The sequence below is a fragment of the Streptomyces sp. NPDC046887 genome, from assembly GCF_040644755.1.
Lineage (GTDB): Bacteria > Actinomycetota > Actinomycetes > Streptomycetales > Streptomycetaceae > Streptomyces > Streptomyces lichenis.
The window spans coordinates 132,400-158,411 of the sequence record NZ_JBEYXH010000009.1; the positions used below are offsets into that span (position 1 = coordinate 132,400).

General features: G+C 74.9%; 21 protein-coding genes. 9 read left to right on the forward strand and 12 right to left on the reverse strand.

The genetic code is table 11. The features are described from left to right. Positions 1-9 precede the first annotated feature (9 nt). The gene (locus tag ABZ945_RS12105; protein ID WP_361267325.1) at positions 10-603 is read right to left on the reverse strand and encodes an HNH endonuclease; all 594 of its coding nucleotides are present in this window, start codon (positions 601-603) and stop codon (positions 10-12) included. A 270-nt stretch (positions 604-873) separates the two neighbouring features. On the opposite strand from ABZ945_RS12105, the gene ABZ945_RS12110 reads away from it, so the two are divergent. Further along, positions 874-1,959, forward strand: coding sequence for a mechanosensitive ion channel family protein (locus ABZ945_RS12110; RefSeq protein WP_361267327.1), 1,086 nt, complete (start codon positions 874-876; stop codon positions 1,957-1,959). A gap of 83 nt (positions 1,960-2,042) precedes the next feature. On the opposite strand, the gene ABZ945_RS12115 is transcribed toward ABZ945_RS12110, so the two are convergent. The 3 genes from ABZ945_RS12115 to ABZ945_RS12125 form a co-directional block, all read right to left on the reverse strand. Further along, on the reverse strand, positions 2,043-2,273 hold the full coding sequence (locus ABZ945_RS12115; protein ID WP_361267329.1) for a hypothetical protein: 231 nt from the start codon (positions 2,271-2,273) through the stop codon (positions 2,043-2,045). A 169-nt stretch (positions 2,274-2,442) separates the two neighbouring features. Further along, entirely contained in the window at positions 2,443-2,805 is a 363-nt protein-coding gene (locus ABZ945_RS12120; RefSeq protein ID WP_361267331.1) for a hypothetical protein, read from the reverse strand. Positions 2,806-2,839: 34 nt separating this feature from the next. Next, entirely contained in the window at positions 2,840-3,097 is a 258-nt protein-coding gene (locus ABZ945_RS12125) for a YrhB domain-containing protein (RefSeq protein WP_361267333.1), read from the reverse strand. A gap of 427 nt (positions 3,098-3,524) precedes the next feature. Here ABZ945_RS12125 and ABZ945_RS12130 point away from each other — a divergent pair, with 427 nt between their 5' ends. The 7 genes from ABZ945_RS12130 (at position 3,525) to ABZ945_RS12160 (ending at position 14,957) form a co-directional block, all read left to right on the forward strand. Then, positions 3,525-4,799, forward strand: coding sequence for a hypothetical protein (locus tag ABZ945_RS12130; protein WP_361267470.1), 1,275 nt, complete (start codon positions 3,525-3,527; stop codon positions 4,797-4,799). A 17-nt stretch (positions 4,800-4,816) separates the two neighbouring features. Beyond that, complete coding sequence (locus ABZ945_RS12135; RefSeq protein WP_361267335.1) at positions 4,817-5,902, forward strand: glutamate ABC transporter substrate-binding protein; 1,086 nt, start codon at positions 4,817-4,819, stop codon at positions 5,900-5,902. Between the two features lie 63 nt (positions 5,903-5,965). Next, complete coding sequence (locus tag ABZ945_RS12140; RefSeq protein WP_361267337.1) at positions 5,966-7,258, forward strand: hypothetical protein; 1,293 nt, start codon at positions 5,966-5,968, stop codon at positions 7,256-7,258. Continuing rightward, complete coding sequence (locus ABZ945_RS12145) at positions 7,255-10,017, forward strand: tetratricopeptide repeat protein (RefSeq protein WP_361267339.1); 2,763 nt, start codon at positions 7,255-7,257, stop codon at positions 10,015-10,017. The genes ABZ945_RS12140 and ABZ945_RS12145 overlap by 4 nt, the downstream gene beginning before the upstream one ends. Before the next feature lie 3 nt (positions 10,018-10,020). Next, positions 10,021-11,718 carry a protein phosphatase 2C domain-containing protein gene (locus ABZ945_RS12150; RefSeq protein WP_361267341.1) on the forward strand — a complete coding sequence of 566 codons (1,698 nt, stop codon included), beginning with the start codon at positions 10,021-10,023 and terminating at the stop codon, positions 11,716-11,718. 120 nt (positions 11,719-11,838) lie between these two features. After that, positions 11,839-13,221, forward strand: coding sequence for a VWA domain-containing protein (locus ABZ945_RS12155; protein ID WP_361267343.1), 1,383 nt, complete (start codon positions 11,839-11,841; stop codon positions 13,219-13,221). A 77-nt stretch (positions 13,222-13,298) separates the two neighbouring features. Further along, positions 13,299-14,957, forward strand: coding sequence for an FHA domain-containing protein (locus tag ABZ945_RS12160; protein WP_361267345.1), 1,659 nt, complete (start codon positions 13,299-13,301; stop codon positions 14,955-14,957). Between the two features lie 121 nt (positions 14,958-15,078). Here ABZ945_RS12160 and ABZ945_RS12165 read toward each other — a convergent pair whose 3' ends face one another. Together ABZ945_RS12165 and ABZ945_RS12170 are read right to left on the reverse strand one after the other, a co-directional pair. Then, a complete protein-coding gene (locus ABZ945_RS12165; protein WP_361267347.1) occupies positions 15,079-16,161 on the reverse strand; it encodes a methyltransferase domain-containing protein in 1,083 nt (360 codons plus the stop codon). A gap of 64 nt (positions 16,162-16,225) precedes the next feature. Beyond that, positions 16,226-16,888: a lysophospholipid acyltransferase family protein gene (locus ABZ945_RS12170; RefSeq protein WP_361267349.1), complete on the reverse strand. Its 663-nt coding sequence runs from the start codon at positions 16,886-16,888 to the stop codon at positions 16,226-16,228. Between the two features lie 485 nt (positions 16,889-17,373). On the opposite strand from ABZ945_RS12170, the gene ABZ945_RS12175 reads away from it, so the two are divergent. Next, positions 17,374-17,778 carry a globin gene (locus ABZ945_RS12175; protein WP_361267351.1) on the forward strand — a complete coding sequence of 135 codons (405 nt, stop codon included), beginning with the start codon at positions 17,374-17,376 and terminating at the stop codon, positions 17,776-17,778. 10 nt (positions 17,779-17,788) lie between these two features. Here ABZ945_RS12175 and ABZ945_RS12180 read toward each other — a convergent pair whose 3' ends face one another. The 6 genes from ABZ945_RS12180 to ABZ945_RS12205 all read right to left on the reverse strand — a co-directional run bounded on the left by ABZ945_RS12180 (position 17,789) and on the right by ABZ945_RS12205 (position 26,011). Further along, on the reverse strand, positions 17,789-18,460 hold the full coding sequence (locus ABZ945_RS12180; RefSeq protein WP_361267353.1) for a hypothetical protein: 672 nt from the start codon (positions 18,458-18,460) through the stop codon (positions 17,789-17,791). Continuing rightward, entirely contained in the window at positions 18,457-18,891 is a 435-nt protein-coding gene (locus ABZ945_RS12185; protein WP_361267355.1) for a thioesterase family protein, read from the reverse strand. Before ABZ945_RS12185 ends, ABZ945_RS12180 begins: the two co-directional genes overlap by 4 nt. A gap of 10 nt (positions 18,892-18,901) precedes the next feature. Further along, a complete protein-coding gene (gene ettA / locus ABZ945_RS12190; protein WP_361267357.1) occupies positions 18,902-20,566 on the reverse strand; it encodes an energy-dependent translational throttle protein EttA in 1,665 nt (554 codons plus the stop codon). A gap of 777 nt (positions 20,567-21,343) precedes the next feature. Further along, positions 21,344-22,756: a thioester domain-containing protein gene (locus ABZ945_RS12195; protein WP_361267359.1), complete on the reverse strand. Its 1,413-nt coding sequence runs from the start codon at positions 22,754-22,756 to the stop codon at positions 21,344-21,346. A gap of 312 nt (positions 22,757-23,068) precedes the next feature. Beyond that, complete coding sequence (locus ABZ945_RS12200) at positions 23,069-23,677, reverse strand: single-stranded DNA-binding protein (protein ID WP_361267472.1); 609 nt, start codon at positions 23,675-23,677, stop codon at positions 23,069-23,071. A 195-nt stretch (positions 23,678-23,872) separates the two neighbouring features. Further along, a complete protein-coding gene (locus ABZ945_RS12205) occupies positions 23,873-26,011 on the reverse strand; it encodes a GTPase (RefSeq protein ID WP_361267361.1) in 2,139 nt (712 codons plus the stop codon). Between the last annotated feature and the right edge of the window lies 1 nt (position 26,012).

Here is a 26,012-nt window from a genome sequence, read left to right on the forward strand (position 1 = left end):
GCCCGGCCCTCAGGGGCTCACCGGGGTGCTGGCATGGGGGCTCACCGGGGTGGTGTGCGGCGTCGCGGAGAGCGCCCCGCTGTCGATCCTGGCCAGCGCGGCGTCCGCGCCATACGGCTGGAGGTACGGCAGCCAGCGCGGGTCGCGGTGGCCGGTGCCGATGATCCGCCAGGCCAGCCCGCTGGGCGGGGCGGGCTGCTGGTGCAGGCGCCAGCCCAGCTCGCGCAGCTGGCGGTCGGCCTTGACGTGGTTGCAGCGGCGGCAGGCGGCCACCACGTTGTCCCAGGCGTGCTGCCCGCCCCGGCTGCGCGGGACGACGTGGTCGACGCTGGTCGCGACGCCACCGCAGTACATGCAACGCCCGCCGTCGCGGGCGAAGAGGGCCTTGCGGGTCAGTGGAACGGGCCCCCGGTAGGGGACCCGTACGAACCGTTTGAGGCGGACCACGCTGGGTGCCGCCACGACACGGGTCGCACTGTGCAGGAAGGCGCCGGACTCCTCCAGGCTCACGGCCTTGTTCTCCAGGACGAGGACGAGCGCGCGGCGGAGCGGTACGACGCCGAGCGGCTCGTACGACGCGTTGAGGACCAGGACATGCGGCACGGATGCCTCCTTGTACGCCGGCGGCGCGTGGCTCGCGCCGGGACGATCTGCGTTCAGTCTCTCCTCAGGCCGGGTCGAAGCGCCACCACGTACCGGTAACGGCCGCCGAGTGTTTTCGACCACATCCCCGTATTCCCCAGGTCAGGACCTGGTGAGACGTACCTCTCCCCCGCTCGGGGCGCAGCGGGCCACCCTGTCCCCCGTTAGATTGTTTTGTCCGCCCCTCCCCCTCTTCCCGCCCCCTGCTGCCGCCTCCTGGAGGTCCCCACCGTGCTCTGGTCCGCCGCGAAGGCCGCCGACCCCACCGATCCGGCGTCGCCGCCCCCGGTGTCGTTCGACGAGGCCGCCCGGCACGCCAACGAGGCGGCCGGCTGGGTGGAGCAGAACTGGGCCACCTGGCTCAGCACCGGGCTGCGCATCCTGCTGATCCTGGCGGTGGCCGTCGTCCTCCGCCATCTGGTCCGGCGCGCGCTCACCAAGCTCATAGAACGGATGAACCGCAGCGCCCAGGCCGTACAGGGCTCCGCCCTCGGCGGGCTGCTGGTCAACGCCGAGCGCCGCCGGCAGCGGTCCGAGGCGATCGGCTCGGTGCTCCGCTCGGTGGCGTCCTTCCTGATCCTCGGCACCGCCGGGCTGATGGTCCTGGGCGCCTTCAACGTGAACCTGGCGCCGCTGCTGGCCTCCGCCGGTGTGGCGGGCGTCGCCATCGGCTTCGGCGCCCGCAACCTGGTCACCGACTTCCTCTCCGGCGTCTTCATGATCCTGGAGGACCAGTACGGCGTCGGCGACTCGGTCGACGCGGGCGTGGCCTCCGGCGAGGTGATCGAGGTCGGGCTGCGGGTGACCAAGCTGCGCGGCGACAACGGCGAGATCTGGTACGTCCGCAACGGCGAGATCAAGCGGATAGGCAACCTCAGCCAGGGCTGGTCCACCGCCACCGTCGACGTCACCGTCCACCCCGGCGAGGACCTGGACAAGGTCCGCCAGGTGATCTCCGAGGCCGGTGACACCCTCTCCAAGACGGAGCCCTGGAACGAGGCCCTGTGGGGCCCGGTGGAGGTCCTGGGCCTCACCGAGGTCCTGCTCGACTCCATGACCATCCGCACCTCCGCCAAGACCATGCCGGGCAAGTCCCTGAGCGTGGAGCGCGAGCTGCGCTGGCGCATCAAGCGCGCCTTCGACGAGGCCGGCATCCGCATCGTCGGCGGCCTCCCCGTCGCCGTCACCGACGACGCCCCCGCCGACCCCACCGCCGCCATGTCCGCGCCCTCCGCCTTCGCCAACACCTCCTCCCCCCAGTCCGTCGCCACCACCCCCCTGACCCCACCGGCCGGCCCGCCGAACCTGTCGAAGTAGCACGCACGAACGCGCGAGGCGCCCCCGCCAGGGATCCGGCGGGGGCGCCTTCGTACGGGGCCAGGGCCTGCGGCGGACCACGGTCAGACCGTCTCGCTGGCTCCCAGGTCGAGGCCGTGCTTCTTGAGGAGCCCCAGAGCCCTGTCATGGGAGTAGATCGCGGCCATCCGGGCCGGGGTGCGGCCGCCCGGGTCACTCCTCGCCGGATCCGCACCGTAGGCGAGCAGAATCGCCGTCATCACGGCGTGCATGTCCGTACCACTCTGCACGGCGGTGTCGCCCTCGACCTCGATGGCATGGACGAGCAGCGTCATACCCGAGCACGTTTCCTCGACATCAGCCCCACCGGACAGCAACCTGGTCAAAGTCTCGTAGTCGCTGCTTTCGACAGCCTGATGGGCAGGCGTCCATGGATTGACAGTCGCCACGCTGGTGCATTCCCCCTGCGAAGATCGGATGTTCTGAGGTCGGCAGGTGCCGCCCCTAGCACAGCAGTTCTTCCTCGAAGTAGCAGGATGGAGTTGCCGGAACCCCCGCATCCGACAGGGCACGAAGGATCGAGCGGAGAGACTCGACCACCTCGGAGGGCGCGGCTTCCTCTCGGGATGTGCATTCAAGGACGGTGCCGTACTCCAGAAAGTCGTCCCGCCGACCCGTTCGGTAGTCATTGTGTGCCACCCGCACGCTTACGGCGAGACCGACGAGCAGGCGCCCCTCTTCCTGAAAATCGCCGGCCCGCCTGATGCATGCTCTGACGAGATCGCCATCCTCATGGTCGGCATAGATGTCGCAGTCAGCGTAGACAGAATCGGAGAATGGCCGCGCCGAGTCACCGCCGGTCTGCACGGATGGACCGCTATACCCGTCACACTCGTGGCGGTTAACAGAAATCACCCCGCTCGGTGATATCGCTGAACCTCACCGCACCCGTCGCCATATCCACGATAATCGGCCAGCAATCCAGGAGCATGTCCTCCATCCGACGAGTCCGGAGAAACTCCACGGAGTTGTACGGGAGGACCAGCATCCCACCCCTCTCCCGCACGGCATCCGCATCGATCGCCATAGAGGGCTCGTCCGGCATCACACTTCGCTGCAGAAAGCCTTCAGCGATCTTGAAACCCTCGTGACGGTCCATCGATCAGCCCCTCGGTCCTTCCCTCGGTCATCCCTCAGCGGAGCGGAAGCAGCGCTGGCGTCGGTCAGGCTGACGTCTCAAGGTCGCCGGCCGCATCGGCTCTGTGGCAACCCTCTCCACCGCTGTCCCGCCCGACCCTCCCTCATCGCATGGCGAGTGTGCGCCACGGGGGCCGGATGGGGAACCGGGGGGTCCCAGGGCGCGTATTCACAGTGAGCACGAGGGCACGCAGCGCAGCGGAGGATGCGGGGGTTCCGTACAAGATCGTGCCAAGCCCCGTGTGCGGCCGGGCACATGCGGCCATACTGCGGTGGGCGACCGAGGGGGAGGTCAGGTGGTACACGCACCGGAGAGGACGGGCAGCGCGCCCGCGCCGCCGGCGGGCGGGGGCGCGGGGCGGTCCGACTGGGAGGCGGCGCTCGCGCGGCTGCGCGCGGCGGCGGTGACCGAGCCGGGGCGGCTGCGCGCGCTGGGCGCCGTACTGGCGCTGCTGCTGCTGGTGTTCGGCGCGGTCACCGCGCTGGAGGTCTCCGGGCGGGCGGCGGCGGCCGAGGACGTGGTGGACCGCAGCCAGCCGCTGAGCGCCGACGCGGCGGACATCTACCGCTCGCTGGCGGACGCCGACACCGCGGCGGCCGGCGGGTTCCTGGCCGGGCCGGAGGAGCCCGCCGAGGTGCGGGACCGGTACGAGAAGGACATCGCCACCGCCTCCCGGTTGCTGGTCAAGGCGGCCGCGGGGACGGGCGGTTCGGCCCGGTCGGCGGATGACCTGGCCCTGCTGGGCGAGCAGCTGCCGCGTTACACGGGGCTGGTGGAGCGGGCCAGGGCGGCGAACAGGCAGGGGCTGCCGCTGGGCGGCGCCTATCTGCGGTACGCCAACCAGCAGATGAGCACCAGGCTGCTGCCCGCCGCCGAGCGGATCTACCAGGCGGAGAGCGCCCGGCTGGGGCAGGACGACCGCTCGGCGCGGGCCTGGCCGCTGCTCTCGATAGCGGTCGGGCTGGTCGCCTTGGCCGCCCTGCTGTGGACGCAGCGCCGGATGTTCCTGCGGACCAACCGGGTGCTGAACCACGGGCTGCTGGCCGCCACCGCGGCGGCCCTGGTGCTGCTGCTCGCCCTGCTGGCCGGCCACGCCTACGCCCGGTCGATGCTGACCGAGGCCCGCGAGCAGGGCCAGGACTCGCTGACCGCGCTGAACGACGCCCGGATCAACTCGCTGAAGGCGCGCGCCAACGAGAACCTCGCGGTGGTCTCGCGGGGCGCGGTGCTCACCGCCGACGGCAAGAGCGACCAGTACGAGACGGAGTACACCGCCGGGATGGCCCGGCTCGGCGCGGCGCTGGAGAAGGCGGCCCGGCTCGCCGACGACGGCACGGGGTGGGCCTCGGTCACGGAGGCCCGGAGGACGGCCGAGGGGTGGCGCACGCGCCACAAGGAGGCGCGCACCGCGGACGACGCGGGCGACTACGAGGGCACGCTGGCCAAGGTCATCGGGGCGAGGAACTCCACCGGCGAGTCCTTCGACCAGGTGGACGCCGCGCTGGGGCGGGCGGTCGGGCATGAGCAGGGCGAGTTCACCCGGGCCGCGAGGAGGGCGGTCGCCTCGCTGGACTGGCTGCCCGGGGCGGCGGCCGGACTGGTGCTGATCGGCGCCGCCGGGACGATCATGGGTGTCAACCGCAGGCTGACGGAGTACCGGTGAGGGTGAGGGGAGGCACGATGGCGGACGGGGACGGCACCCAGGGCGAGGCTCCAGGGGCGCGCGGGACGGACGGTGCCCGGGGCGGGCCGCGGCCGCGCGGGCGGCGCCCGGGCCCGCGGCGGCTGCGCGGCTGGGGCGGGGTCGCGGCGATGGCGGCCGCCTGCGCGGTGACCGCCGCGCTGACCCTCGTACCGCTGGCGCACGGGGAGTTGGGTCCGGCGGCCGCCTCCGGGACGGCCGCCGCGGCGCCGGGCCGGGCGGCAGCGGAGGAGTGCCAGGACCCGGAGGCCTCGCTGCCGCCGTCCACCGCGGACGGCCCCTCGGTGAAGGCGATCAAGGCGCGCGGCAAGCTGGTCGTCGGCGTGGACCAGAACAGCTACCGCTGGGGGTACCGCGACCCGGCGACCCGGGAGCTCGAAGGGTTCGACATCGATCTGGCCCGGGCCATCGCCGAGGACATCCTCGGCGACCGGGACGCGGTGATCCTGCGGGCGATACCCACCAACCAGCGCATCGCCGCGCTGGAGAGCGGCCGGGTGGACCTGGTGGTGCGGACCATGACGATCAACTGCAAGCGGGCCGAGCAGGTGGCGTTCTCCACCGCCTACTTCCAGGCCGGGCAGCAGGTGCTGGCCCCGGCGAAGTCCGCCGTCACCGGGTACGACTCCTCGCTGAGGGGCAAGCGGGTCTGCTCGGCCGAGGGCTCCACGGCGTACGAGGCGCTGGAGCAGCAGTCGTTCGGCGCCGTCTTCAAGGACGAGCACGACGGCGGGGACGGCGACGAGGACGTGCTGACGGTGCCGAACCAGCTGGACTGCCTGGTGCGGCTCCAGCTTGGCGAGGTGGACGCGGTCGTCACCGACAACGCGCTGGCCGCCGGGCAGGCCGCGCAGGACCCGGCGGTGCGGCTCAAGGGCCGGCCGTTCACCACCGAGTTCTACGGTGTGGCCGCCAAGCTGGGCAACGACGACCTGGTGCGCCGGGTCAACCAGGTGCTGGTCGACTACCGCAAGGGCCCGTGGCAGCGGGCGTACGACAAGTGGCTGAGCGCGGTGCTGCCCGGCATAGCGGGACCGCCGGCGCCGAAGTACCGCAGCAGCTGACCGCAGGGCCGGATCCCCGGCCCGGGCACCGGGCTCGGCCCGGCCGACAGTGAGAGGTGATCGATGGGCGTCACGGGACCCCCCGGTCCGGTGATGGACCGGGACGAGGTGGACCGTGCGCTGGCGCGGCTGGCGGCGGAGCACAAGGCGGTCGAGGACTCGCTGCTGGCGCTCCAGGACCACGCGGGCCGCCGACTGCTGGAGGGCGCGGAGCTGACCGGCGCGACCAAGGACCGCTGGGCGGACACGGACCGGACGATCACCGCCCTGTGGGCGTACTTCGACGCCTACACCGCCGCCCTGCGCGAGGCCCGGGAGCTGCGGTCGCGGCGCCGCTGGTCGAGCCGCGAGGACCTGGTGGAGCTGACCGAGCGGCTGCGCGGCGAGAGCGTGGCGGTCTCCGGCACCGAGGTGTCCGCGCCCGGGGTCGCCGGGGGCGGCGGGCTGGTCGAGCGCTTCACCCTGGAGCGGCTGGTGGAGCGGATGAACGAGCTGTACGCCGCCTCGCTGGACACGGTGGTGTGCGCGGACGCGGTCTGGTCGGCACTGCCCGCCCGGATAGACCTGCTCGCCGCCGAGCTGGGCCGGACCCGTTCGCTGGCGCACTCGGTGGGGGTGCGGCCCGGGGAGCACCCCTCGGGGGACGACCTGGAGGCGATCACCCAGGAGCTGACGCTGCTGCGCTCCCAGGTGGTGACCGATCCGCTGGCGTTCTGGCGGCCGGCCGGCGGCAGTTCGGCGCCGGGCGGCGGCCGGCCGGACACCGAGCGGTACGACCGGGCGGCGCGGGCGCTGGAGGAGGTGCGCCGCGAGGTGGAGGCGGTGCTCCAGGTGCGCCAGGACTCCGAGGCGCGGCTGCTGCGGCTGCGGGATGTGCTGTCCCGCGCGGACCGCACGCTGGCCGAGGCCCGGACGGCGCGCGGCGAGGTGCTGGCCAAGATCGCCGCCTCGGAGGTGCCGGCGGTCAGCGGTCCGCCGACCGCGCTCCAGGAGCGGCTGGCGGCCGCCGCCGAGCACCGGCGGCACGCCCGCTGGAACCGCCTGTCCCCGCTGCTGGAGGCGCTGGAGCAGCAGGCCGAGGAGGAACTGCTGCGGGCCCGGGAGGAGTTGGCGGCGGTCACCGCGCCGCTGGCGGTCCGGGCCGAGCTGCGGGGGCGGCTGGACGCCTACCGGGCGAAGGTGGCCCGCCACGGACTGGCCGAGGACACGCTGCTGATCGAGCGGTACGACACCGCGCGCCGGATGCTGTGGAGCGCGCCGTGCGACCTGCGGGCCGCCGAGCAGGCGGTGCTGCGCTACCAGCGGGCGGCCGCGGAGGCCCTGGCCGGGCCGAGTGACCACAGGGGGACCAGATGACGACCACGTGCCAGCGCCCGGACTGCGAAGGCTCCTACGAGGACATGGGCGGCGGCGAGCTGTACTGCGACACCTGCGGGCTGGCCCCGGTGGTGTCGCCGGGCGGCCTGGTGCCCTCCTCGGCGACGGGGATCGCGGGCGGCGGAAGCCCCGTCGGCCGCTCGCCTTCCTCGGCCCCTTCCTCGGCCTCGGTGCGCTCCTCCCGTTCCTCCCGTTCGTCGCGGGCGTCCTCCCGCTCCTCCACCTCGCGGCGCTCGGTGTCCGGCCGGCTCTCCCGCTCGCCGGCCGGCGGTTCGAGCTCCACCCGCTCGGTGTCGGTGCGCAGTTCGGGCGCCTCCACCGGGCAGTCGGGGCGCAACCGGCTGGGCGCCGGGCTGGTGTCGGTGCCGGTGGTGCCGCGGCCCTCGCCCCGCTCGGTGGTGATGGCGGTCCCCGAGGTCCCCGAGCGCAAGCGGTTCTGCTCGCGCTCGGACTGCGGGGCGCCGGTGGGCCGGGCGCGCGGCGACCGGCCGGGCCGCACCGAGGGGTTCTGCACCAAGTGCGGCCACCCCTACTCCTTCGTGCCGAAGCTGCGGGCCGGGGACGTGGTGCACGGGCAGTACGAGGTGGTGGGCTGCCTGGCGCACGGCGGGCTCGGCTGGGTGTACCTGGCCATCGACCGCGCGGTGTCCAACCGCTGGGTGGTGCTCAAGGGCCTGCTGGACACCGGTGACCAGGACGCGATGGCGGCGGCGATCTCCGAGCGGCGGTTCCTCGCCGAGATCGAGCACGCCAACATCGTGGGCATCCTCAACTTCGTGGAGCACCTGGACCAGCGCACCGGCTCGCTGGACGGCTACATCGTCATGGAGTACGTCGGCGGCAAGTCGCTCAAGGACATCGCCAACGAGCGGCGGGGCCCGGACGGACGGCGCGATCCGCTGCCGGTGGAGCAGGCCTGCGCGTACGGCATCGAGGCCCTGGAGGCGCTGGGCCATCTGCACGGCCGCAACCTGCTGTACTGCGACTTCAAGGTGGACAACGCGATCCAGACCGAGGACCAGCTGAAGCTGATCGACATGGGCGCGGTACGGCGGATGGACGACGAGGAATCGGCCATCTTCGGCACGGTCGGCTACCAGGCCCCGGAGGTCGCCGAGGTCGGCCCGTCGGTCGCCTCCGACCTGTACACGGTGGCCCGCACGCTGGCGGTGCTGACCTTCGACTTCCAGGGGTACACCACGGTCTACGCGGACTCGCTGCCGGACCCGGACACCATCGAGGTGTTCCGCCGCTACGAGTCGTTCTACCGGCTGCTGGTGCGGGCCACCGATCCGGACCCGGCCCGCCGGTTCGCCTCCGCGCAGGAGATGGCCGAGCAGCTGACCGGGGTGCTCCGGGAGGTGGTGGCCGTCCAGACCGGGCAGCCCCGCCCCGCCCTCTCCACCCTCTTCGGCCCCGAGCTCCGGGTGACCGACACCACCCTCTTCGCCGAACCGGGCGGCGATGTGACCGAGTTGGGCGTACGCCCGGTGCCCCGGGGCGCCGGGCTGCTCCGCCGCGCCCGGGCCGCGTCCGGCGTGACCGGCTCGGGTACGCCCACGGCTCCGGCGGCGGCCCCCGCGGCCGTCCCCGCACCGGCCGCCGGGGCCGGAGCCCCCGCCGCCCTGGTCACCGCGGTGCACAGCGCGGGCGCCGTCCACTCCTCCGGCGCCGGTCAGCTGACCGCCGGGCCGACCCGCCAGGCGGCCGGGCGCCGTGTGCCGGCGGCGGCTGCTCCGGCCTCCCCCATCCCCGCCCCCCGTACCGCACCGGGCGCTGGGGCATCGCCCTCGCCGGCTGCCGGAACCCCGCTCCTCGGGGCGCTGGACGCCCGGGCCGCGGCGCTCGCCCTGCCCGTACCGCATGTCGATCCCGGCGACCCGAACGCCGGGTTCCTCGCCGGACTGCTGGCCTCCGCCCCGGCCGAGCTGACAGCCGCCCTGGGCACCGCGCCCGCCTCCTCGGTGGAGCTGCGGCTGCGGGAGCTGCGCGCCCGGCTCGACATGGGCGAGGCGGGGTCGGCGCTGCGGGGCCTGGAGAGCCTGGAGGCGGACCGCCCGGACGACTGGCGGGTCGTCTGGTACCGGGGCGTGACCGCCCTGGCCTCCGGTGACAACGAGACGGCGGCGCTCTCCTTCGACGCGCTGTACGACGCGTTCCCGGGTGAGCCCGCGCCCAAGCTGGCGCTCGCGGTCTGCGCCGAGCTGCTCGGCCAGCTGGACAACGCGGCGGAATACTACCGGCTGGTGTGGACGACCGATCCGAGCCATGTCAGCGCCGCGTTCGGGCTAGCCCGCGTCCAGTTGGCGGCCGGCGACCGGCAGGCGGCGGTACGCACCCTGGAGTCGGTGCCGGAGGCCTCCATCCACTACACGGCGGCCCGGGTGGCGGCGGTGCGGGCCCGGCTGCGGCACCGCTCGGGCGGTGAGCCGCTGCTGGACGACCTGACGGCGGCGGCCGGGGAGGTGGTGGCGCTGGAGCGGTTCGGGCTGGACGCGGTGCGCCGGGAGCAACTGGCCACCGAGGTACTGGGCAAGGCGCTGGACTGGGTACTCTCCGGTAGTCCCGGAGCGGGACGCGACCGCCGCCCACTGCTGGGCAGCGACCCGGACGAGCGCGGACTGCGCCTCGGCCTGGAGCGCTCCTACCGGGTGCTCGCCCGGCTGGCCCAGCGGGGCGAGGAGCGGATCGACTTGGTGGAGCGGGCGAACCGCGTCCGCCCCCGGACATGGGTGTGAGTGATGGCGCAGATGGACCGGCCCGTGGCCCTGTCGAAGTGCCCCGGCTGCGAGGAGCCGCTGGAGTCGGGCGACCTGTTCTGCGGCGCCTGCGGCTACGACCTGTCGGCCGTCCCCCCGCCACCCCGCAACCGCCCGACGACCGGCCAGAGCGGCCCGGAGGCGGTGGGTGGCTCGGGGGCGCCCCCGGAGGCTGCCGGTGGCCCGGCGGGGGACGGGGCCGTCGGCGACCGGTCGGTGCCGGGTGCCGGCGGTTCGGTGCCGGGTGGACCGGAGGGCGATGCTCCGGGGGTTGATCGACGGGTGCCGGGTGGACCGGTGGCCGGCACGGGATGGGGTACGGGGACGGTGGGCGGCCCGGGCCCCGGGCACACGCTGCCGGACACCGCGGGCCTGCGGTTCGACGACCGCGCTGGCGAGGGCGGCGACTTCGAGCTCCCGGCACCGCGCCCGGCCGAGGCGGGGCAGACGGAAGCCGGCGCACCGGAGGCCGGACACCCGCACGGCGCCGAGGCCCCGGGTGCCGCATCCGGACACGGGACCGACCCCGAAGCGGTCGCACCCTCGCGGGGCACCACCGACCAGGCCGGGGCCGGGCACCCGCAAGGCGCGGCGGGACATGGGACGGCCACGCCTCCGGAGGGCACCGCCTCACACGGCGGCACCCCCCCGCAGCCCACGTCAGGGCAGGAGCCCGAAGCAGGCGCGCCTCCGCAGGGCGCCGCCGTCCCCGACCCGCGCACCGTCGAGCACGCCCCGGCCGGAGAGGCCGCGGCGGCGCGGGTGTGTGTGGCGTGCCGGGCCGGGCGGGTGGACGCGGACGGGTACTGCGAGAACTGCGGGCACGCGCAGCCGAGCGAACGGGACCATATGGAGCGGACCCTGGACACGGTGGCCGCGGTGAGCGACCGCGGGTTGCGCCACCACCGCAACGAGGACTCCTTCGCGGTGGCCTCGGCGGTGCTGCCGGACGGCTCGCCCGCCACGGTCGCGATCGTCTGCGACGGGGTGTCCTCGGCGACCCGGCCCGACGAGGCCTCGGCCGCCGCCGCGGCCACCGCCTGCGAGTCGCTGACGGTGGCGCTCCCCCGGGGCGCCCACCCGCAGACCGCGATGCACGAGGCGATCGTGGCGGCCGCCAAGGCGGTCGACGCGCTCGCGGACGGCGGTGGCGACGGGGCCAGGGAGCACGAGCCGCACCGCCATCAGAACGCCCCGGCCTGCACCCTGGTGGGCGCGGTCGTCGCGGGCGGGCTGCTGGTGATCGGCTGGGTCGGGGACAGCCGCGCCTACTGGGTGCCGGACGACCGCAGCGCCCCGGCGGCCCGGCTCACCGAGGACGACTCCTGGGCCGCGCAGATGGTGGCCGCGGGCCTGATGGGCGAGGCCGAGGCGTACGCGGACGAGCGCGCCCACGCGATCACCGGCTGGCTCGGTGCCGACTCCTATGAACTCGACCCGCACACCGCCGCCTTCAAGCCGGACCGGCCCGGAGTGGTGGTGGTCTGCACGGATGGGCTGTGGAACTACGCGGAGGGGGCGGACGAGATGGCCCGGGTGCTGCCGGCCGACGCCACCGGGCGGCCGCTGCACAGCGCCCGGGTGCTGGTGGGCCACGCCCTGGACGGCGGCGGCCACGACAACGTAACGGTGGCGCTGCTGCCGTTCGCCGTGCCGCCCGCCGGGGCAGGATCGGCCTGACCCGCTCCCGTACCCCGATCGTCCCCGACACCCCCGGCCGGCATCGCCCCTCCCCCCGTACGCCCCAACCCCCCACCCTTTCCTTCCTGTTGTGTGCGTCAGTGCCGAGGAGCCGATCAGATGGCGAACTTCTCCAAGTCCAGCGTGCCGCGGTTCGCGGTGGAGGTGTACCAGAACGAGTACCTGCCGGAGGGCGGTCAGGAGGTCAACGCCATCGTCACGGTGACCTCCACCGGTGGCGGGACCAGCGGCGGCATACCGCTCACCGGTGCGGGCTCCTCGCCGGCGTCCCTGCCGGTGCCGGAGGCACGGGCACCGGGTGCCGCCGTGGTGATCATGGTGGACTGCTCGGGGTCGATGGACTACCCGCCGACCAAGATGCGCAACGCCCGCGACGCGACCGCCGCCGCCATCTCCACCCTGCGCGACGGCACGGCCTTCGCGGTGGTGGCCGGTACGCATGTGGCGCAGGAGGTGTACCCGGGCGGCGGAGGGCTCGCGGTGGCCGACGAGCGCACCCGCGGCGAGGCCCGGCAGGCGCTGCGCCGGCTCTCGGCGGGCGGCGGCACCGCGATCAGCACCTGGCTGAAGCTCACCGACCGGCTGCTGGGCGCCAGTGACGCCCCGATCCGGCACGCGATCCTGCTGACCGACGGACGCAACGAGCACGAGGGCGCCGACGAGCTGCGGGCCGCGCTGGACGCCTGCGACGGGCGCTTCACCTGCGACGCCCGCGGGGTGGGCACCGACTGGGAGGTCAAGGAGGTCACCCAAATCGCCTCGGCGCTGCTGGGCTCGGCGGACATCGTGGCCGATCCCGGCGACCTGGCGGCCGACTTCACGCGGATGATGGCGGACGCCATGGGCAAGGAGGTGGCGGACGTCGCCCTGCGGCTGTGGACCCCGGTGGGGACGGAGGTCCTCTTCGTCAAGCAGGTGGCGCCGGTGGTGGAGGACCTCACCGCCCGGCGCACCGGGGCGGGGCCGCGGGCCGGGGACTATCCGACCGGTTCCTGGGGCGACGAGTCCCGCGACTACCACGTGTGCGTACGGGTGCCGGTGGCCGGGCTCGGCCGGGAGATGCTGGCGGCCCGGGTCTCCCTGGTGCTCCCGGACCCGTCCGGCGCGGCCGGGGCGGCCGAGGTGCTGTCCCAGGGCCTGGTGCGGGCGGTGTGGACGGACGACATGGCCGCCTCCACCTCGATCAATCCGCAGTTGGCGCACTACACGGGCCAGGCGGAGCTGGCCGAGGTGATCCAGCAGGGACTGGACGCTCGCAAACTGGGCGATTTCGACGGAGCGACCGCGAAACTGGGCCGCGCGGTGCAGCTCGCGGCCGTCTCCGGGAACGGCGATACCGCCAAGCTGCTGGCGAAGGTGGTGGACGTGGTGGACGCGTCGACCGGTACTGTGCGACTCAAAGCGAAGGTTGCCGAAGCGGACGAGATGACACTCGAAACGCGATCGACCAAGACCGTTCGCGTCAAGAACACCAACCGGTAGCAAGCGATCCGGACGGCCCCCGGGCCGGACGAGGACACGGCCTGAAGGGCCGGACGAGGAGAGGGGGAAGCGCCGACATGCCGACCTGCCCGAACGGACACCAGTCGGGTTCCGACGACTGGTGCGAGGTCTGCGGCCACCGCATGACCGGGGCGGGCACGTCGCCTGCGGGTGCCGTTCCGCCGCCGCCTCCCCCGCCGCCGCCCGGCTACGGCTATCCGGGCCCGTCCACCGGCCCCGGAGCCCCCGACTCGGCTCCGCCACCGCCGCCGCCCTCTGCCGGTTACGGCTACCCGGGAGGCGGAGCCCCCGACCAGGCCCCGCCCCCGCCGCCGTCCGGCTACGGCTACCCCGGCCCCTCGGCCCCCGGCTCCACTCCCCCGCCGCCCGGCTACGGCTATCCGGGACCCTCGGGCCCCGGTGCGCCCGGCGGCCCCGGCACCCCGCCGCCGCCGTCGCCCCCGTCGCACGGCGGCTTCGGCGGTTTCGGCGGCGACCCGAACGCCACCGCCCAGGCGGAGCTGTGCCCGCAGTGCCGCACCCCGCGCGAGGCCATGGCCCCGTTCTGCGAGGAGTGCCGCTGGAACTTCATCACCGGCACGGCGACCTCGTACACGCCGATCGCCCCGGCCAACCGCCCGCCCGGCCCCCCGCCGGGCCGCACCGGTCCCGCCACCCCGCCGCCGCCCCCGTCCGGTTTCCCGCCGCCCGCGCAACCGCAGGCGCCGCGCCCGCCGGACCCGTACGAGTACCAGGGCTCGCGCCCCTCGCAGGTGAACCGCCCGGCCGAGCCGCTCGCGCCCGAGCCGTCCGCCCCGCAGGGCACCCGGCCGCCGGCCGCCGGCCACCAGGGCCCGCCCCCGCCGCCGCCCGTACCCCAGGGGTTCCAGCAGCCCGGCGCGCCGTCCGCGCCGGGGCGCCCGGCCGGGTCCACCGGCGGTGACGACTGGCTGCTGCCGCCGCCCTCGCAGCCGGGCCCGCCGCCGTCCCGCCCCGAGCCGCCGGCCGGATCCCGCCCGGAGCGGACCGAGCGCCCGGAGAGCCCGTTCGGCGCCCCCGGCACCCCGCCGCCCGCCCCGGGCCATGGCCAGGGTCCGGGCGCCAACGGCCCCCACACGCCCCCCGCACCGGCGGCCGGCACCGGCACGCACACCCCGCCGCCCACCGGTTTCCCTGCCCCCGGCCCGAACCCGCCACAGGGTCCACACGGCCCCCAGGGATCGCGCTTCCCAGACAGCCCGGCGTTCCCGGACTCCTCCGCCTTCCCGGACTCCTCCGGTTTCCCGAACCCGTCCGGCTTCCCGGAGGCCCCGCGCTTCCCGGACGCGCCCGCGACCTGGACCGCGGTGGTGGCGCCCGATCGGTCGTACTTCCTGGCCATGATGCAGCGCAGCGGCCCAGAGGCCTCCGGGCTGAACCTGCCGGCCTACTCGCCCGAGCAGCGGCTGGTGCTCACCGGCAACCAGATCAGCATCGGGCGCCGCCGCCACTCCACCGGCGAGTCCCCCGACATCGACCTGTCGGTGCCGCCGGAGGACCCGGGCGTCTCGCACCAGCACGCCGTACTGGTCTCCCAGCCGAACGGCACCTGGGCGGTGGTCGACCAGGGCTCCACCAACGGCACCACCCTCAACGGCGCCGAGGACCCGATACAGCCCTACACCCCCGTCCCGCTCAAGGACGGTGACCGGGTGCATGTGGGGGCCTGGACGACGATCACCATCGTCCGCGGCTGAGCCCGGCCGCCACGCCGCCACGCCCCCGGAAACGGAGCCAGGGCACCCGCGAGGGCCCGGGCGGGATCCCCTGGACCCCGCCCGGGCCCTCACCCGTCTCCGCCTACGCCTCCGTCTCCGCCTACGTACGTTCGCCGGTGTCCAGCGGCCAGGCGTACGGGCCCTCCGGGTCGTCCAGCCAGGCCCACTGGCGGCCGCCGCCCACGGTCAGGCCGAACCGCTCGCGCCGCGGGCGCTCCTCCTGGAGCCAGAGTGCGTACGCCTCCTCCGGGTCGAGGCTGCCCGCGGTCAGCGTGAGCAGGAAGCGGAACAGCTCGTTGTCGGTGGCGTACCGGGGCAGCCCGCCCGCGCGCACCGGGGGCGGCGGCGGGCTCTCGCCGCGCAGCGCCACGAAGTACGCGGAGGTGGGCAGGAACCGCCCCTCCGCGTAACCCTCGTCCCGTACCCGCAGCCGGATCAGCCCGGTGGACAGCGGCGCCAGGATCCGGGCGCCCGGCCGGCACTGCGGCAGCCAGCCGGGCGGCACCGAGGGCAAGGTGCAGGTGGCGATGACGCAGTCGAACGGGGCGCGCTCCGGGCAGCCGAGCGCGCCGTCGCCGGTGACCACGGCCGGGTGGTAGCCGGCGGCGTCCAGCCGCTCGCGGGCGGGGCCGGTGATGGCCTCGTCCAGGTCGATGGTGGTCACGTGGTCGTCGCCCAGCCGGTGGCTGAGCAGCGCCGCGTTGTAGCCGGTGCCGGTGCCGATCTCCAGCACGGTGTCCCCGTCCCGTACCTCCAGCGCCTGGAGCATCCCGGCCATCAGTGAGGGCTGGCTGGAGGAGGAGACCAGCTCCCCTTCCCGTACGTCGGTGGCGAGCGGCCGGTCCAGATAGGCGCCCTCCAGCCAGCGGGCCCGCTTGCCCGGGGCGGGGTCGTCGGCGCCGAGCCGCTCGTAACCGCCCAGGACACCGATGTGGTAGTACGGCACGAAAAGGTGCCGCGGCACGTCCTCGAAGGCGGCCCGCCAGGCCGGGTCCGGGAGGTCGCCCCCGGCGGCGATCTCCCGCACCAGCGCGTCCCGCGCCGCGGCGGCCGGCTCCGCGAACGGGTCGGCGGAGGGGGCGGCGGGCGGGGCGGCTCGGTGAGCGCCCGGCCGAGCGTCCGGCTGACCGGCCTGCTGAGGGTCCCGCCGACTGTCCCGCTGCGCATCCCGCGAAGTGCCCATACCTCCACTGTGCTGCGCCCGCGCCGACCCGGCGACCACGGGCCGCCCGCCTCCGCGCCGGGGGCTACGCGGCGAAGGCGGCGGGCTCGCCCAGCCGGCCGGCCGCCGTGCGCCAGGCGGCGGTGACCGCGCGGTGCGCCTGGCCGGTGCCGACGGGGCCGGTACCGGTCAGCCGCACCGGCGCCCCGATGTGGACGTGCAGGCAGGGGCGGCGTAGCGGCGCGGTGGCCAGCCCCGCGAGCTGCTTGGGCACGCTGCCGGAGGTGACCCGGCGGGCGCCGGCCTGGCCGACGGGGACGATCGGGGCCCCGGTGCGCAGGGCCAGCCGGGCCAGTCCGCTGCGGAAGGCGCCGGGCGCGGCCTCGGTGGCGTCCGGGCGCTCGGGGATGCCGCCCTCGGCGTAGATCAGCAGCAGCCGGCCGTCCCGCAGGGCCTCGGCGGCGAGGTCCAGCGAGTGCGCCGCGCGGGGGTCGCCGCGATGGACGGGCACATGGCCCTCCCGGGCGAGGGCGCGGCCGAGCACCGGCACCCGCCACAGTCCGGCGGTGGCCATCACCACCGGCCGGGCGCCCAGGCGGTGCAGCGCGGCAAGCACCACGGCCGGGTCGGCGAGCGAGGTGTGGTTGGCGGCGAGGATGCTCCCCGGCCGAAGCTCCGCGCCCGGGTCCGAGGTGACGGTGAGCCGTCCGAAGGCAGGCACCAGCAGGTCGGCGAGGCGGCTGAGCATGGTTCTCCCCCTGGTCGAGGCCCGCGAGCCGGGGCCGTCGGCTTTCATCGGCGATGCGGTCAGACCCCGGTGGCGGGGCGGTCGGGCCCCGATGGCGGGGTGGTCGGGTTCCTGGTGGCGGGGTGGTCGGGCCCCGGTCGCGGCGCCGTCGAGCACCGGTAGCGGTGCAGTCAGGCCCCGGTGGCGGGGACGGTCAGGCTCCGGTGACGGGGCAGTCAGGGTCCGGTGACAGGGCAGCCAGGCCCCGGTGAATGGGTGGTCGGCCCCGGACACGGGCGCAGTCAGGTCCCGGTCACGGGGAGGGTCAGGCCCCGGTGGTGGGGCGTCGGTGATCCCCATCCTCGGCGCGCGGCGCGGGGCGCGGCCTGAGTGCGCGTACTCATCCCGCTGCCTCACATCGCTCATTCCGCTCGTCCCGTTTTGGGCCGGAGTGGGCGGGACCTAGGGCCGGGGACCTCCGCCGGGCCGTCTGAGACGATGGAGGCGTGAATGAGATTCCGCGCGGCACGCTTCAGGAGCAGACCTTCTACGAGCAGGTGGGCGGCGAGGAGACCTTCCGCCGACTCGTCCGCCGGTTCTACGAGGGGGTCGCGGAGGACCCGCTGCTGCGGCCGATGTACCCGGAGGAGGACCTCGGCCCGGCCGAGGAGCGGCTGGTGCTCTTCCTGATGCAGTACTGGGGCGGGCCCCGCACCTACAGCGACAACCGAGGCCACCCGCGGCTGCGGATGCGGCACGCCCCGTTCACCGTGGACCGAGCCGCACATGACGCCTGGCTGAAGCACATGCGGGCGGCCGTGGACGAGCTGGGGCTGTCCGAGGAGCACGAGCGGACGCTCTGGAACTACCTCACCTACGCCGCCGCGTCGATGGTCAACACCCCCGACTGACCGGCTCCCGTCACCCCGGCCGCTGGACCGCGGTGACGGTCAGGCCGGTGCCGGCGCCCGCGGTGCGGACGGCGATCGAGCCGTACGGGGTGCGCAGCCGCAGCCAGGAGCCGGTGGCCAGCAGGGCGACGGGGACCTCGTGCGGGGGCAGGAAGCCGAGTGACTGGGCGGCGTGCACGGCGCGCAGCGGCAGCCCGGTGGTCCCGATGGTGCGCGACCAGATCTCCCGGCCGATGCGGTCCCGCTCGGCGCGGGTGCGCCGCTCCTCGGGCAGTCCGCCGGCCCGGGCGCGGAACTCGCCGACCGCCGCGGTGACCGAGGAGCGCAGCCCGGCCACCCGGGGCAGCCCGGGCACCTCGCGCCAGCCGCCGCGCGGCGGCAGCACCCCGGCCCACGGCGGGCCGGTGACGGGCCCGGGGAGGACCGCCTTGCCCTCGGACTCGGTGATGCCGTCGAGGAGTTGGCCCGCCGAGACGGTCACGTCCAGCGGAGTGTCGTCCAGCAGCGCGGCCGTGCGGATGGCCAGCACCTCGAAGGACGGGGGCCGTCCGAAGACGGCGAGCGCGCCGCCCCCCGCCTGGAGGCGGACGGCGGCGGCCCGGTCGTAGTGGAGCAGCCGGGCCAGGAAGGCGGCGAGATCGTCCGCCTCCCTGGCGTCGGCGAAGTGCAGCGGCGCCGTCATGCCGCGGCGGCCTCCCCGTGCATCCCGTCGTCCACGTACTCCTGGAGGAACTCCCGCTCCTCGGCGCTGATGCGGCGCGGCCGCTGAGCCGTCAGGTCGAAGGGCACGACGACCGTGGAGGCGCGTACGTACACGGTCTCCGGGTCCTTGATCTCGTACGCGATGGTGAGCGAGGCCGCGCCGATCTTGGTGACCCAGGATTCGACGGTCACCGGCTCGTGCCGGTGCACCAGGGGCCGGACATAGTCGATCTCGTGCCGGGCCACCACGGACCCGCCGGAGAACGAGGGGGAGCCGTCGCCCGGCGCCAGCCGGAACATGAAGTCGATCCGGGCCTCCTCCAGATAGCGGAGGAAGACCACGTTGTTGACGTGCCCGAAGGCGTCCATGTCCGACCAGCGCAACGGGCACCGGTAGATGTGTCGAGCCACGGCTACTGCCTCAGCCCCGGGTGAGCTTCTTGTAGGTGGCGCGGTGCGGACGGGCCGCGTCCGCACCGAGTCGCTCGATCTTGTTCTTCTCGTAGGACTCGAAGTTGCCCTCGAACCAGAACCACTTGGACTCGCCCTCGTACGCCAGGATGTGGGTGGCGACCCGGTCGAGGAACCAGCGGTCGTGGGAGACCACCACGGCGCAGCCGGGGAAGTCCAGCAGCGCGTTCTCCAGCGAGGACAGGGTCTCGACGTCGAGGTCGTTGGTGGGCTCGTCGAGGAGCAGCAGGTTGCCGCCCTGCTTGAGGGTGAGCGCCAGGTTGAGGCGGTTGCGCTCACCGCCGGAGAGCACCCCGGCCGGCTTCTGCTGGTCCGGGCCCTTGAAGCCGAACGCCGAGACATAGGCGCGGGACGGCATCTCGACCTGGCCGACGTTGATGTAGTCCAGCTCGTCGGAGACGACGGCCCACAGCGTCTTCTTGGGGTCGATGTTGGAGCGGCTCTGGTCGACGTAGCTGATCTTGACCGTGTCGCCGACCTTGATGGAGCCGGAGTCGGCCTCCTCCAGGCCCTGGATCATCTTGAACAGCGTGGTCTTGCCGGCGCCGTTGGGGCCGATCACGCCGACGATGCCGTTGCGCGGGAGGGTGAAGCTGAGGTCGTCGATGAGGACCTTGTCGCCGAAGGCCTTGCTGAGGTTCTCCACCTCGACCACGACGCTGCCCAGGCGGGGGCCCGGCGGAATCTGGATCTCCTCGAAGTCCAGCTTCCGCATCTTGTCCGCCTCGGCGGCCATCTCCTCGTAACGGGCGAGACGGGCCTTGGACTTGGCCTGGCGGCCCTTCGCGTTGGACCGGACCCACTCCAGCTCTTCCTTGAGCCGCTTGGCGCGCTTGGCGTCCTTCTGGCCCTCGACCTTCAGCCGGGCCTGCTTGGACTCCAGGTAGGTGGAGTAGTTGCCCTCGTAGCCGATGGCGCGGCCGCGGTCGAGCTCCAGGATCCAGCCGGCCACGTTGTCCAGGAAGTACCGGTCGTGGGTGATGGCGACGACGGTGCCGTCGTACTTGGCGAGGTGCTGCTCCAGCCACTGCACGGACTCGGCGTCCAGGTGGTTGGTGGGCTCGTCGAGAAGGAGCAGGTCGGGGGCCTCCAGCAGCAGCTTGCAGAGCGCGACGCGGCGCTTCTCGCCACCGGAGAGGTTGTTGACCGGCCAGTCGCCGGGCGGGCAGCCCAGGGCGTCCATGGCCTGCTCCAGCTGGGCGTCGAGGTCCCAGGCGTTGGCGTGGTCCAGGTCCTCCTGGAGCTTGCCCATCTCCTCCATGAGGGCGTCGGTGTAGTTGGTCGCCATCTCCTCGGCGATCTGGTTGAACCGGTCCAGCTTGCCCTTGACCTCGGACACGCCCTCTTGGACGTTCTCCAGGACGGTCTTGCTCTCGTCGAGCGGCGGCTCCTGGAGGAGGATGCCGACGCTGTAGCCGGGCGAGAGGAACGCGTCGCCGTTGGACGGCTGCTCCAGACCGGCCATGATCTTGAGCACGGTGGACTTACCGGCGCCGTTCGGGCCGACCACACCGATCTTCGCGCCGGGCAGGAAGCTCAGCGTCACGTCATCGAGGATGACCTTGTCGCCGTGCGCCTTGCGCGTCTTGCGCATCGTGTAGATGTACTCAGCCAAGAGAAACCGTCCGGCAATCCGAGAGTGGGCAGATACACCCATCTTGCCGTACCCCGCCCCCGCGACGGAAACCAGTAGTTCGGCGGCGCGTGGGGGCCCTCCGGGCCCGGAGGCGGGAGGGCGCGGCGCCCGCCCGGCCCCCGTGGCCCGGTGACGAGCGGCCCCTGGGGCGCGGCGGTACGGCGACCGTCCACCCCCGGGGCGCGGAGCCGCGGGGCCGCAGGGGCGCGCCCCCTCCGGCGGCGGTGACCCGACGACCCCCCAACCCGGGGCACGAAGCGACCGTCCGGCCCCGGGGGCGCGGCGACCGCCCGGGGTGCGGGAACCCCGGGGGCGCGGTGACCGCCCGGGGTGCGGGGCCCGTCCGGCTACCGGTGCACGGGGCGCGACGGCCTTCCGCCTCGCGGGCACCCGGGCGACCCGGTAACCGCCCGACCTGAGCCCAGGTGCGCGGGGCGCGGCGACCTCAGGCCGGCCGTGCGCGGGGCGACCGTCCGCCCGCCGGGGTGGGGAAGCCCGTCCGGGCACCCGAGGCTCAGGGCGCCGCGACAGTCCGCCCCCGGGGGCGCGGCGACCGCCCGGGGTGCGGGGCCCGTCCGGCTGCCGGTGCACGGGGCGCGGGGACCGGCCTGCTCGCGGGCACGGGGCCGCCCGGGTCTCGGTCCGGGGCGCGGGGCGGCGCGGTAACCGCCCGGCCTGAGCCCAGGTGCGCGGGGCGTGGCGATCGTCGAGCCGTCGCACGCGGGGCGACCGTCCGGTCCCCGGGGGCCGGGGCCGTCAGTCGTCTGTCGGGGGCGCCTGCGCGGCGGCGGCTTCCGGGGCGGTGTCCTTCCTGCCGCGGACCAGGAGCAGCGCGCCGCCGCCCAGGACCAGCAGGGCCAGGGCGATGCCGGCGATCATCGGGGTGTTCGCCGAGGCGCCGGTCTCGGCGAGGTCGGGGCCGTCGTCCGACTGCGCGGCCGCCCCGCCCTGGGCGCCGGGCGTGGGGGAGGCGTCCGAGGGGAGCGGGCTGGGCTGCCCGCCCTGCTGGGTGGTGAGCGCGGCCACGGCGGCGCTGCCGGTGGTGCGGCAGTCGAGCAGGCCGTGGAAGGTACGGGTGAAGCCGTCCGTGCCGCTGACGGTGACCTCGTACGGCTGGTCCTCGGCCACCGGGACGGCGACCGTCCGGGTCTCGCCGGGCTGGAGCACGTACTCCTCCCCGGCCAGGACGTAGCTGAAGGGGGCGTCGCCCCGGTTGGCGGCGGTGACGTCGAGGCCCCGCTCGGCGCAGTTCTTCCGGGCGGTGAGCACCGGGAGGGCGCCCGACCGGGTCCAGGAGGCGGTCGCGCTCGCGGCGACGGTCGACTCGCTGGAGCCGGCCAGGACCTGCGTCTGGGTACGGGTGGCCCCGGTGAACACCCGGCCGACCGGCACCGGGGTGGTGGCCTGGAGGCTCAGGGTCGCGGAGCCGTCCGCGGCGCCCGGCGGGACGTCGAGGTAGAGGCGGCTGCCGTTCGCCGCGGTGGTCACGGGCTTGCCCGCCTGGTCGGTGACCCGCACCCCGCCCACCGCCTCGCCGGACAGGGCCACCGGGACCCGCTCGGCGCTGGTCCGCACGGTGAAGGGCCCGACCCGGCTGCCGGCCGGGCCGGAGGCGGCCTCGGGCGAGAGGCTGAGCGAGGGGCCCGGCTCGGGGAGGTTCCGGGCCTCCTTCTCCAGCCAGTCGGCGAGCTTCTCGGCGGCCGGGTCTGCGGCCTCCACCCGGGCGTCGTCCGAGTGCCGCCAGATGGCGACCTGGGTGCCGGCGGCCGCGGTCTGAGGGCTGAGCGGCCCGCTCTTCGCCCTCCTGGCCAGCCCGGCGAGGTCGTCGACCCGGGGGTAGGAGTGCTGGAGGATCCACCGGATCCGGCCGGCGTCCCGGTTGACCGCCAGCGAGGACTGCCCCCAGGACGTCTCCAGATAGCGGGCCTTGTCCTGGGTGGGGTTGTGCAGGTCCACGCAGTACGTCTTGAGGGTGCCGCCGCCGTCGACGGCCATCTCGAACAGCCCGGCCGGGATCTCGCGCCTCTCGCCGCCGATGTGCAGCACGGCGGTGTCGTACGCGGTCAGCCCGTTCAGGGTCGCCGCCGCGCCGCCCTGGTGCGGGGGCGTGTCGTCCGCCGCGGCCGGGGTAGCGGCTGCCAGAGCGCCCGCGGCCACCAGCCCGGACACCACGACCGCGGTGGCGGAGCGGACGGATCGAACCGTCCACCACCTCGGTGCCGAGTGCGCAGCAAACACAGACTTCCCCTCCGGGCGAGACGCCTTCGCGCTTGGTCGCGTGGGGATGACGACTCGCCAGCCGACTCAAGTGCCCCCGTGAGTACTCGAAGATCCTATGGAGACGGCACTGCGCAATCCCCTGTCATCTCATCAGATAACCATTCCGAATCGGAATCGTTATCGCGGAGAGCGTGACACCCGGCCGGTCCGTGCCGGATCTTCACATGCCGCCTCACACCGTGCCGCCGGACTGACGGGCCGTCACGACACCGGTTCGGCTTGTCGCCGCCGGGTCGCCGCCCGCGCCCTTGCCCCGGTGTCCGGCGCCGGTCCGGGGGTTCCGGCCCTCGCATCCGCCATCTCCGCCATCTCCGGAGCGGCCGGGGCGGCCGGGGCTGCCGGGGCTGCCGGTACCGGCGGCGGGTCGGTAGCCCAGGGGTCGTCCGCCACCGCCGGGCCTTCAGCCGCTGCCCGGGTGGTGGCCTCCGGCGGCGTCCCGCCCACACGCTCATGGGCCTTCACCCGCCGGAAGGCGGAGGTCCCCCGGGTGAGGTCGTGGCCCACGGCCAGGGCCTCGACGTCCACGAAGGTCCGCCGCCGCCCCTCCCACTCCTCCTCACGCACCCTCAGCCGGCCGTGCACCACCAGCGGGTCGCCCACCGAGACCGAGGCGGCGAGGTTCGCCCCGAGTGCCCGCCAGGCCTGAACCGAGTAGAAGCTGGTGGGCCCGTCCACCCAGACCGCCTTCTCCCGGTCGTAGCGGCGGGCGGTGGCGGCGAACCGGAACTTGGCGAACCCGCCCGTCGCGGTGTCCCGGTACTCGACGGCGGTCGCCACGTTCCCCACCACCGTCACCATCGTTTCGTTCAGCATGCGGCGTTCCTCTCTCCTGCGACGCGTCCCCTGCGCCGCGTCTCCTGCGATGCGCCGATGTCCCTTGGCGCATCGGTCCGCGATCGGTTACGGAACGTCATGCTGGCGGAATCGTCGGAACTCCGCTGGGGGCTGTGGACGGGCCGGTGGACTGTGGACAACCGGGTCATCCGGGAGTGGGCGGGGCCGCCGTCACCGCCCCGTACCGCCGCCTTCCAGGGGTTCCGGCACGCTGCCGTCCGCCGCGGCCGACGGCTCGTCCCACACCGAGCGGGCCGGGCGGGCCGGACGCGCGGAATGGGCCCGTCCGGCGCCGATCACCCGGCGCATCCCGGCGGCATACCGCAACCGCCCGGACACCCTCTCGCCGCCGGCCGCCGCCGTACGCGTCCCGGCACCGCCGCTCTCCTCCGGATCGTCACCGAGGGAGGCGCCGGCCGGCGGCCCCGTCCACACCGGGGCCGTACCGATCCGGGCTTCGGCGCCCGGCTGAAGGGCAGGCACCGGCGCGGACGTACCGCTGCCATAGGCCCCGGCGCCGGCCGTCGGCCGCCCCGGCGCGGTCGCCGGGAGCGGGCGGAAGGAGGAGCCGGAGGAGAGGGGCGGGCCGCCGATCCGGCCGCGGGAGACCGCGGCGTACTGCTCCCGCACCTCCCGGTAGCGCGAGAGCTCGGCGGTGATCGGGTCCAGCACCCGGGCCCGGCCGCAGGCCGCGGCGGCGTCGCGCAGCCGGCGCTCGGTCTCCTGCCCGTAGCGGCGGGCCGGGCCCCGGGCGGCGGCCACGCAGGCCCACTCGACCAGCGGGCCGCCGAGGATGCCGCCCAGCATGATCAGCGCGGGGGCGAGGATGCCGGGCTCCAGGACGCCGACGATCTGGCCGACCAGCCACAGCGCCCCGTAGAACTGCAGCAGTGTCATCGCGCACTGGGCGAGGACCGCGGCGGGCCACCAGGTGGGGCGGGGCGGGCGGCCGCCGGCCGGGGCCGCGCCGGTCTCGGCGGCCAGCTGGTCCAGCGCCTCCGGCAGCCCCTCGGCCCCGCGCAGCGCCGCCTCGCGCACCGCCTGCGCCCAGGGCCGCGGCAGCCCCCGGGAGGCGTCGTCGGCGAGCAGCCGTACCGCCTGCTCGACCCGCTGGCGGGCCGTCAGCTCGTCCTCGGCCGGGGGCCCGGGCTCCTGTTCGCCGGCGCCGGGGGTGCGCAGCCGCTGGCCCCAGCGCCACAGCCGCAGCCAGGGGGTGCCGCAGGCCTTACCGGCGTTGCGGCGCCAGGAGCGTTCGGCGGCCTCGCCGGCGGCCTGCGCCCCGACGGCGACCGCGAGCCGGGCGGCGAAGTCCTCCCGGGCCCGTTCGCCGAGCCCGGTGCCGCCCTCGGCGACGTACACCGGGCGCAGCCGGGCGGCGGCCGCGTCCACGTCGGCGGAGAGCCGGCGCTCGGCGGCCCGGCTGCCCTGGACGAAGGCGGCAAGCAGTTCGCGCAGTTCGGGCATGCCCTCGCCGGTGAGGGCGGAGACGGCGAGCACGGTGGCGCCGGGTTCGCCGTGCTCGCCGAGGGCCATGCCGTCCTCGTCCAGGAGCCGGCGCAGATCGTCCAGGACCTGGTGGGCGGCGTCGCCGGGCAGCCGGTCGATCTGGTTGAGGACGACGAAGGAGACGTCGGCGTGGCCGGCCAGCGGGCGCAGATAGCGCTCGTGCAGGGCGGCGTCGGCGTACTTCTCCGGGTCGACCACCCAGATCACCGCGTCGACCAGGCCGAGGACCCGGTCGACCTGGCGGCGGTGGGCGGTGACGGCGGAGTCGTGGTCGGGCAGGTCGATCAGGACCAGGCCCTGGAACTGCTCGTCGCCGGCGCCGCCGGCCAGGGGGCGCAGCCGCAGCCGGCCGGGGATGGCGAGCCGGTCGAGCAGTCCGGCGGCGCCCTCGGACCAGCTGCAGGCGATCGGGTGGGAGGTGGTGGGGCGGCGCAGCCCGGTCTCGGAGACCGGCACCCGGGCGAGGGCGTTGATCAGGGTGGACTTGCCGCTTCCGGTGGGTCCGGCGATGGCGACGACGGTGTGCCGGGCGGAGAGCCGCTGGCGGGCCGCCGCCTCGTCCAGGACCCGGCCGGCCTCGGCGAGGGTGTCGCCGTCCAGCCGGGCCCGGGACAGTCCGACGAGCTCGCGCAGGGCGTCCAGGCGGGCGCGCAGGGTGCCGGCGTAGGGCTCCCCGATCGGTACATGGGGTTCGCCCGCGGCCTCCGGGCCGGTACCGGGTGGCAGGTGCTGCTCCTGGGCGGCGCGGCGGGCGATCAGCCCGTCGTCCCAGCGTTCGCCCCAGCGTTCCTCAACGGCGCTCACC